Raw genomic sequence first — 7,903 nt, 5'->3', positions numbered from 1 at the left:
GACTGGGTCGCCGATCAAGCCCTTCTTGTGAAGCCGATCCGTCGTTGCCCAGTCGAAGCCCTTCCAGGCACAACGCTCGTTATGCAGCGTCAGCCATAACAGCGCCAAAACGGCATCGTCGATCTTGTCCTCATCGATCTCCATGAACCGACGTTACCACGCGCGGCACCCAAAATCCCGCGGCCCCGCTCGGATGGATACGGACTTTGTCTGGGGTCTGATCGCCAGCATGTATCTCGGCAACATCGTCGCCGTGCTCATGGTGCTCGCTACCATTCCGCTTTTCGCCTCGATCCTGCGCATTCCTTTCGCGATCATCGGTCCCGTCATCGTGGTCGTATGCTTCATCGGTGCCTACACGGTCGCGGGTCGTCCGTTCGATCTCTGGCTGGCCCTGGCCTTCGGCGTGGTGGGATATCTGTTCAAGAAGCTGGATTATCCGATCGCGCCGCTCGTTCTGGCGATGGTGCTCGGAGACAAGGCGGAGGACGCTTTCCGGCAGTCCATGATCATGTCTCGAGGATCGCTCTCGATCTTCTGGTCGAACGGCCTTGTCGCAACGCTCATGCTGATCGGACTCGCGCTCGCCCTCGGTCCGCTTCTGAGCACCGTGCTCGGCCGCCTGGTGAAGCCCAAAACCTCATCAGCGGTCGCCTAAGCCTCATGTTCAAAAGGCCCGCTCGAGATCGGGCGGGTCCCATTGAAGGAGTATCCAATGGCGGCATCCACTTCAGTCAATGTGGCGTTCCTCGGTATCGGTCTCATGGGATCGCGCCAAGCGAAACGACTGCTCGATGCGGGCCATTCATTGACGGTCTGGAACCGCTCCCGCGAGAAGGCTGAAGCGCTTTCCGCTTTTGGCGCCCGTGTCGTGGATACGGCCGCCGAAGCCGTGGCTGACGCAGATGTCGTCATCCTCATGCTGGAGAACGGCAGAATCGTCACCGATGTACTGTTCTTGCAAGGCGCGGCAGGATCCCTCCGGCCGGGTGCTGTCCTGGTCGACATGAGTTCCATCAAGCCGGCTGAAGCACAGGAGCACGCGAAGCGCCTCGCGGAGCGCGGCGTCCATCACATCGATGCACCCGTTTCCGGCGGAACGCTTGGGGCAGAGCAGGGTACCCTCGCGATCATGGCCGGCGGCGAGTCCGATATTTTCGACCGTGTCGAGTCGATCCTGGCGATCATGGGCCGGCCCGTTCACGTGGGTCCGCATGGGGCAGGACAACTGGCGAAACTTGCCAACCAGATCATCGTCGGCGTCACCATCGGTGCCGTTGCCGAGTCGCTTCTGCTGGCGCAGCGGGGAGGTGCCGATCCGGCCAAAGTCCGAGAGGCTCTCCGTGGAGGCTTTGCCGAAAGCCGCATCCTCGAACTGCACGGCCAGCGCATGGTCGAGCGCGATTTCGTCACGAAAGGCCGCTCGGTCACGCATCTCAAGGATCTCGACAACGCGTTGGATGCTGCGGAGCGCATCGATCTGGATTCTCTGCCCTATACAGCTCTGACGGCAGATCTCTTCCGAGGCCTTATCGAGAATGCAGGCGATCTCGATCACAGTGGGCTGCTCGTCGAACTGGAACGCCGGAACGCCTTAGGATCTTCGATCGAATCTTAAGTCGCAGCGCGGCTTCGTTCCAGCAGTTCCGGGAGCCGAGGAGAGCCGAGGCGTCCCCCGAAGTGCTCGCACTTCATGGCCGCCGCAACGTTGGCCATCTGAATGGTCTCGGGCAGAGTCCAGTTGTTGGCGAGACCATAGGCGTAGGTGCCGTGCCAGACATCCCCGGCGTTCAAGGTGTCTACGGCGCGGATGGGGATGGTTGGAAACTCATAGATAGAGCCTTCCACCGCCTGGCGCTGCCATATCAGTGCTCCTGCCGATCCAAGTGTCACTCCGACAACGTCTGCTCCAAGAGTGGTTGCAACTTCCACCAATGCTTCTCTGGGTGAGGCGCTCGCGGCAACGGAAAGCAAAGCAGGCTCCGAAAACAGAACGTGGTCTGCAAGACCAATCATCTCGCGGAGCGATTCGGGAGGCGCGACATCCGCGTCAAGAATCGACGGAACGCCATGGCGGCGTGCTTCGGCAAGCAGCACCCTTGCGCCTTCGAGCCAACGCATGTCGACGAGAACGGCAGCGGCTTCTGCCACTTCGGGAAGCGGAAGCCAGCTCGGATCGGAATCGAGTGACGGATCGGTGTACGGTACTACCAGTCTTTCGCCGACACTGTCGACGAGAATGGTCGAGAAGGCGGTGCGGGCGCCTGGGATCCTGCGAATCCGGTCGATGCGCACGGTTTCACTGGACAAATCGCGCAGGAAGCTGTCGCCGGTGGGATCGTCTCCTATGCGTGCCCAGAGTTCGACGTTGCCGCCCAGACGAGCGACGGTGGCAGCCGCGGCTGTGGCCATCCCTGAGGCCGCCTGGACAGCCCTTTCCGGCAGCACCTTGGCGCCATGGCCCGGGATTTGGTCGACCTTGAAGATAGTATCCCAGAATGCGCACCCGAGGCAGATCACCGGCTTCTGGTTCATCGCTTTCGTCCGAAACTGTCGATCGCTGGCCCGAGTCAGACTAAAACATCGCTCGGCGCATTGGGAGGGCGAAGGCTGTCACTCGAGCCTGAGTGCCCGCGCCCGAGCATTCATGATGTGAGAAATTGCGGCCTCCACGGCGGCCGGGATATCCCGCCGCTTCATGGCCGCGATGATGGCGAGGTGCTCGCGCATGACGGGAATCACGAGATCTTCGTCGAGGCTCGTCTCGTTCTGGCGAATGAGGCGCACCTTGATCCAGTTCACCCGGTATGCCTTCGAGATGATGTCGTTGTTCAGCTCGTCGATGATCGTCTCGTGGAATTCGCGGTCCACCTGCTGTGCCTCGGCGACAAGGCGTTCCGTCAGACCGTCCTGTGCGGAAGCCACGATCGACTGATGGGCAGCTTCGATCCGTCCGATTGCCGCTTCGCTGGCCGCTTGGCTGAAGGACGCGATCGCCTCGCGCTCGAGGATCAACCGAAACTGGAATGCATTGCGGATCAACGTGATGTCGAGCGGCAGGATCTGCAATCCGCGTTGCGGGACGGTCACGATCAACCCCTCCGCCTCCAGCCGGGGAATCAGCTCGCGGATCGCACCGAGAGATTGCCCTGTGAGGGAGACCAATTCCCGCTGGGTCACAAACTGGCCAGGCTTGATCTCGCTTCGCAACAACTGGTCCGTAAAGACGTCGTAGGCCCGCTCGCGCAGCTTGAGTTCCGAGCGGGGCGCTCGGCGGGCCATGCTCATGCGACGGCCTTGGTCACATTTCCGAATGGCTCGAGCAGTGATACGGCTCGCGCCGTGGTCTGTTCGTCCAGTGTCGGAAGAGGAGGCCTTGCGGCCGCCCAAACCGGATCTCTGCGCACATGAGCGACGAGCGCCTTCACCATCGGGATGACGGGGCGCCGGACGATCTCCTGAACCAGTTCGACGATGCGAGGATCGTCTCGTCCGTTCTCCGCCAAGGCGATCACGGCTTCGGGCAGGATGTTGGCCACTCCGCAGATGGATCCTGCGGCACCCGCGGCGCAGGCCCGGCCGAGATAGGTTTCATCGCCGACAAGGATGTCGAGATCCGGAAAGGCCTTGATCAGGGCGAATGTCGCCTCGGCGTCGCCCGCGCTGTCTTTGACGCCTCTGATGGCGCCGCGATAGCGATCCTTCAGGCGCGATATGACCGTGTGGGAGAGGGGTACGCCGGTCATGCCGGGAATATGATAGAGGATGACATCTCGAAGATCGCTGCCGACAGCCTCGAACACGGCCGAATACCAGTCGAACACAGCGTCGTCCGGGGCAGGGCGGAAGTAGAAGGGCGGCGCCAGCAGGACCGCATGGGCACCGCGGCGCAAGGCTTGGCTTGTGCTATAGGCAGCCTCCTCCGGCGAACAGGCGATCACGCCTTCCACCAATTTTTCCGCCGGGATGCCGAGCCCTACGACCTCGTTCGCGACGCGTTCGCGCTCGGCGGCTCCGACGGAGGGGCCCTCGCCAGTCGTCCCGAACAGTGTCGCCGTCCGGCAGCCGCGGGCAAGGCAATCTTTGGCATGGGCCGCCAAGCGGTGAACATCCACCTTTCCCTCGAGAAAGGGAGTGACGAGGGCGGGACTGATGCCAAAGCTGAGCGACAAGATAGCCTCCAATAACAGCTTCGGCTGCTGGCCGAGCAAGTGTTGTGTTGACACTAACATGTTACATGGTGCTTAATCGGTTGCAAGCACCGAAAAGAGTCCGAAAGGACCGTTACATCAAATCACGGAGGAAACGGGCAATGGTCGGATCGGTTACGCGTCGTACATTTCTTGCAAGCACGGCGGCGGCTGCCGCATACGGTTTCGGCGGCGTGATGCCCGCCTTCGCGGATGTGAACTGGAAGAAGTACGCCGGCACGAAGATCGGGGTGAACCTCATCAAGAGCCCGCGCGGCGAGGTTCTCCAGAAATACGAGAAGGAATTCACTGACCTGACGGGAATTCAGGTTTCATCCGAGCAGACGCCGGAGCAGCAGCAGCGGCAGAAAGCCGTGATCGAACTCAACTCGGGAAGCCCGAGCTTCGACGTGGTTCATATCAGCTACCACGTGCAGAAGCGCCAGTTCGAGAAGGCCAATTGGCTGGCCGACATCAGCGGCTTCATGAAGAATCCGGAACTGACGGATCCGAGCCTCACCGAAAGCGATTTCTCTCAGGCGGGCTTGCTCTATGCGAAGAATCCGCAGGGGCAGATGCTGTCGCTGCCGTTCTCCGTCGATTACTGGCTGGTGTACTGGAACAAGGAACTATTCGCGAAGAAGGGGCTCTCCTATCCGCAAACCTTCGACGAGATGGTGAAGGCCGCGGAGGCGCTGACGGATTCGAAGGAGGGGACCTATGGCTTCGTCGCCCGCGGTTTGAAGAATGCCAATGTTCCTGTCTGGACGAGCTTCCTTCTCGGCCAGGGCATCGATCCGGTCGATGCCAGCGGCAATCTTATGACCGACTCACCGGAGGCGATCGAGGCTGCGAAGCTCTATCAGCGTCTTCTCACCAAGTCCGCACCGCAGGGCGTCGCCGGCTTCAACTGGTCGGAATGCCAATCGGCTTTCCTGCAGGGCAAGGTCGGCATGTGGCTCGACGGCGTCGGCTTTGCGCCTCCGCTCGAGGATCCGGAGAAATCGCGAGTCGTCGGCAAGGTCGGATATGGTGTCATGCCGCGTGGACCGAAGGCGCAAGCCTCGGCGACGTTCGGCGATGGCATCGGCGTCACGGCTGCCAGCAAGAACAAGGAAGCAGCCTATCTCTATTGCCAATGGGCCGTCTCAAAGCTGATGGGCGCGCGCCTGCTGCAGGCGGGTGGCGGCGTTCCGTTCCGCCAGTCGATTCTCAACGATCCTGAGACTCGCAAGGGCGTGAAGATGCCACCGGCCTGGATCGACGCAGTGGTGGAATCGGGCAAGATCAGCAAGCTCGGACTTCCTGTCATCCAACCGGTGACCGAGTTCCGCGATGTCATCGGCATCGGGCTGACGAATCTACTGGGAGGAGGGGATCCGGCCGCCGAGATGAAAAAGGCGACGGAGCAATTCAAGCCCATCCTCGAGCGAAGCGAGAAGGCTTGATGCGAGCCGGATGGAAGAAGATCGGCATGGTGGAGCATGTCCATGGCCACCATCGCTGAACGCCAGGCCGCCCCGCTGACGGAGCCAGCGCCCACGACGGGCGCTCGCCCAAAAAGCTCCTACTGGCCCTTCGTCGTTCCCGCCGTGGCGGTGGTGGGATCGGTGATCGTGTTCCCGTGGGCGTTCACGGTATGGATGAGCCTGCAAGAATGGACGGTCGGTGGGGCCCGGCGCTTCACCGGCATGTCGAACTACATGCGTCTCGTGTCGGACGAGCGCTTCCTGACCTCCGTCGGTCATACGCTCGTCTACACGTTCCTGGCGGTCGTTCTGCCCCTGATCTTCGGTACCTTTGCGGCTCTCATCTTCAACTCCCGTCTGCCGTTCCGGGGCGTCCTGCGCGGCGTGTTCGTCATGCCGATGATGGCCACGCCCGTGGCTGTCGCATTGGTGTGGACGATGATGTTTCATCCGCAGTTGGGGGTGCTGAACTACCTTTTGTCCCTGATCGGCATCGGTCCGCAGGCCTGGGTCTTCAATCCCTCCACGGTTATCCCGTCGCTGGTTCTGGTCGAGACCTGGCAGTGGACGCCGCTCGTCATGCTGATCGTCCTGGGTGGTCTCGCGGCCATTCCGATAGAGCCTTATGAAAGCGCCGCCATTGACGGAGCAAACGTCCTGCAGCGCTTCCGCTACATCACGCTGCCGATGATCGCGCCGTTCCTTATGGTCGCCGTGATCATCAGAACTATCGATGCCTTGAAGAGCTTCGATATCATCTATGCCATTACCCAGGGCGGACCAGGCACGGCATCGGAAACCATCAATCTCTATCTCTACAGTGTCGCATTCGCCTATTACGACGTCGGCTACGGATCGGCGATTGCAGTCGTGTTCTTCGCCCTCGTCATTGCCCTGTCCCTTCTCATGCTCCATCTTCGTCAGCGCACGAAGTGGATCGACATTCAGGGTTGAGCATGAACCTCCGAAAAGCCGCCAATTCGCTCGGTCTTCTGTTCGTCGGTCTCGTGCTGGTCTCGCCGGCCATCCTATTCTTCCTTTGGATGATTTCGCTCTCGCTGAAATTCGAGGTCGATAATGCCGCGTATCCTCCGATCCTGATCCCCGAACGGTTCGCCTGGAAAAACTATACGGGCGTGTTCGAGTCGAATCGCTTCGGCCTCTTCTTCCTCAACAGCCTGATCGTGACCGGCGCCGCAACCGGACTCGCCCTCCTGATCGGCGTGCCTGCCGGCTATGGCATTGCCCGCATGCGGGCGACCAAGGCCGCCGTAGTCGTGCTCATCGCCCGCATGACCCCCGGCCTATCGTATCTGATCCCACTTTTCCTGCTCTTCCAGTGGCTGGGGCTCATGGGCACGCTCCTGCCGCAGATCATCGCTCACCTTGTGATCACGGTGCCGATCGTCATCTGGATCATGATCGGCTATTTCGAGACAACTCCGCTCGAACTCGAGGAGGCGGCCGTCATCGATGGTGCCAACCGCTGGCACGTTTTTCGCTATGTCGCCCTGCCCATCGCGAAGCCCGGCATCACGGTCGCGTTCATCCTCGCAGTGATTTTCTCCTGGAACAACTTCGTCTTCGGCGTCGTGCTGGCAGGCCGGGAAACTCGTACCCTGCCCGTCGCGGTCTACAACATGCTGTCCTTCGAGCAATTGAGCTGGGGCCCTTTGGCTGCGGCGGCACTGATCGTGACTTTGCCGGTCCTCATACTCACCATCATCGCGCAGCGGCAGATCGTGGCAGGCCTCACGGCCGGTGCTGTGAAGGGCGGATGATGCGTTTTCTGTCCTAAGTTCGGCACTGAGCGACAAGCCCTTCTGCCGGTTCAACAATGTCGGGGGTAAGTCCCAATTAATCGAGAAGGTGCCGCGGCCGGATGACGATTGCCGTTTTCAGCTGCGGAAAAGCAATTGCGCTATCCTGTCCGCCAAAAATGCCAAGCGTTTGTCGCAAGTGATTAAGCAGCCTCGCCGGAAAAGAGTACAACAAGGCCTTCCTTGTGGTCTCTGCCTCATGCCTGAGTTGTCCATGCGGGCGAAAGGGAGGACGGCGATGAACAGGATTCTCTTGGCTCTTGGCGCTCTGGGACTGAGCGATCTTCTCATTCCAGGCGAACCCGAAGTCCGGCTCAAAGGATTGGAAGCGGCTTATGCCGTGCAGCTCGAGCGGTTCTCCCTGAACGCCGATCTGGATCCGATCGGTCAGGTCGCTTGACGCGCTCGAGGCAGACGCCTTTCT

Annotated in this window: 9 protein-coding genes and 1 pseudogene; 6 read left to right on the top strand and 4 right to left on the bottom strand. The window is 60.8% G+C overall.

Going from position 1 to position 7,903, the window contains the following annotated elements; all coding sequences use genetic code 11:
- Positions 1-144, bottom strand: a 144-nt coding sequence (locus FS320_RS48700) for a DUF6429 family protein (protein ID WP_244626992.1), incomplete at its 3' end; no start/stop codon positions are given.
- 58 nt (positions 145-202) lie between these two features.
- Between FS320_RS48700 and FS320_RS34040 the strand changes: the two are divergent.
- A pseudogene (locus FS320_RS34040) lies at positions 203-658 on the top strand (tripartite tricarboxylate transporter permease); the annotation flags it as partial.
- A gap of 57 nt (positions 659-715) precedes the next feature.
- The gene (locus FS320_RS34035; RefSeq protein WP_152716820.1) at positions 716-1,618 is read left to right on the top strand and encodes an NAD(P)-dependent oxidoreductase; all 903 of its coding nucleotides are present in this window, start codon (positions 716-718) and stop codon (positions 1,616-1,618) included.
- On the opposite strand, the gene FS320_RS34030 is transcribed toward FS320_RS34035, so the two are convergent.
- The 3 genes from FS320_RS34030 to FS320_RS34020 form a co-directional block, all read right to left on the bottom strand.
- Complete coding sequence (locus tag FS320_RS34030; RefSeq protein ID WP_152716819.1) at positions 1,615-2,535, bottom strand: PfkB family carbohydrate kinase; 921 nt, start codon at positions 2,533-2,535, stop codon at positions 1,615-1,617. The two genes, FS320_RS34035 and FS320_RS34030, sit on opposite strands and share 4 nt — an antisense overlap.
- Before the next feature lie 78 nt (positions 2,536-2,613).
- Positions 2,614-3,288, bottom strand: coding sequence for a GntR family transcriptional regulator (locus tag FS320_RS34025; RefSeq protein ID WP_152716818.1), 675 nt, complete (start codon positions 3,286-3,288; stop codon positions 2,614-2,616).
- On the bottom strand, positions 3,285-4,172 hold the full coding sequence (locus FS320_RS34020) for a dihydrodipicolinate synthase family protein (RefSeq protein WP_162003421.1): 888 nt from the start codon (positions 4,170-4,172) through the stop codon (positions 3,285-3,287). Before FS320_RS34020 ends, FS320_RS34025 begins: the two co-directional genes overlap by 4 nt.
- 140 nt (positions 4,173-4,312) lie before the next feature.
- Here FS320_RS34020 and FS320_RS34015 point away from each other — a divergent pair, with 140 nt between their 5' ends.
- The 4 genes from FS320_RS34015 to FS320_RS45455 all read left to right on the top strand — a co-directional run bounded on the left by FS320_RS34015 (position 4,313) and on the right by FS320_RS45455 (position 7,879).
- Complete coding sequence (locus tag FS320_RS34015) at positions 4,313-5,638, top strand: ABC transporter substrate-binding protein (protein ID WP_152716816.1); 1,326 nt, start codon at positions 4,313-4,315, stop codon at positions 5,636-5,638.
- 42 nt (positions 5,639-5,680) lie between these two features.
- Positions 5,681-6,613: a carbohydrate ABC transporter permease gene (locus FS320_RS34010; protein ID WP_152716815.1), complete on the top strand. Its 933-nt coding sequence runs from the start codon at positions 5,681-5,683 to the stop codon at positions 6,611-6,613.
- Positions 6,614-6,615: 2 nt separating this feature from the next.
- Positions 6,616-7,440 carry a carbohydrate ABC transporter permease gene (locus FS320_RS34005; protein WP_152716814.1) on the top strand — a complete coding sequence of 275 codons (825 nt, stop codon included), beginning with the start codon at positions 6,616-6,618 and terminating at the stop codon, positions 7,438-7,440.
- 277 nt (positions 7,441-7,717) lie between these two features.
- Positions 7,718-7,879 carry a hypothetical protein gene (locus FS320_RS45455; protein ID WP_153885364.1) on the top strand — a complete coding sequence of 54 codons (162 nt, stop codon included), beginning with the start codon at positions 7,718-7,720 and terminating at the stop codon, positions 7,877-7,879.
- Positions 7,880-7,903: the final 24 nt, after the last annotated feature.

Source organism: Microvirga tunisiensis (assembly GCF_009296175.1).
GTDB lineage: Bacteria > Pseudomonadota > Alphaproteobacteria > Rhizobiales > Beijerinckiaceae > Microvirga > Microvirga tunisiensis.
Note: the sequence above shows the minus strand (reverse complement) of the source record. Positions and strands in the feature narration are given on the sequence as shown.

Bases quoted from the DNA above. Each gene is read 5' to 3' on its own strand.
- FS320_RS45455 (WP_153885364.1), top strand. From the start codon at position 7,718: ATGAACAGGATTCTCTTGGCTCTTGGCGCTCTGGGACTGAGCGATCTT.
- FS320_RS34025 (WP_152716818.1), bottom strand. From the start codon at position 3,288: ATGAGCATGGCCCGCCGAGCGCCCCGCTCGGAACTCAAGCTGCGCGAG.
- FS320_RS34030 (WP_152716819.1), bottom strand. From the start codon at position 2,535: ATGAACCAGAAGCCGGTGATCTGCCTCGGGTGCGCATTCTGGGATACT.
- FS320_RS34005 (WP_152716814.1), top strand. From the start codon at position 6,616: ATGAACCTCCGAAAAGCCGCCAATTCGCTCGGTCTTCTGTTCGTCGGT.
- FS320_RS34035 (WP_152716820.1), top strand. From the start codon at position 716: ATGGCGGCATCCACTTCAGTCAATGTGGCGTTCCTCGGTATCGGTCTC.
- FS320_RS34010 (WP_152716815.1), top strand. From the start codon at position 5,681: ATGGCCACCATCGCTGAACGCCAGGCCGCCCCGCTGACGGAGCCAGCG.
- FS320_RS34015 (WP_152716816.1), top strand. From the start codon at position 4,313: ATGGTCGGATCGGTTACGCGTCGTACATTTCTTGCAAGCACGGCGGCG.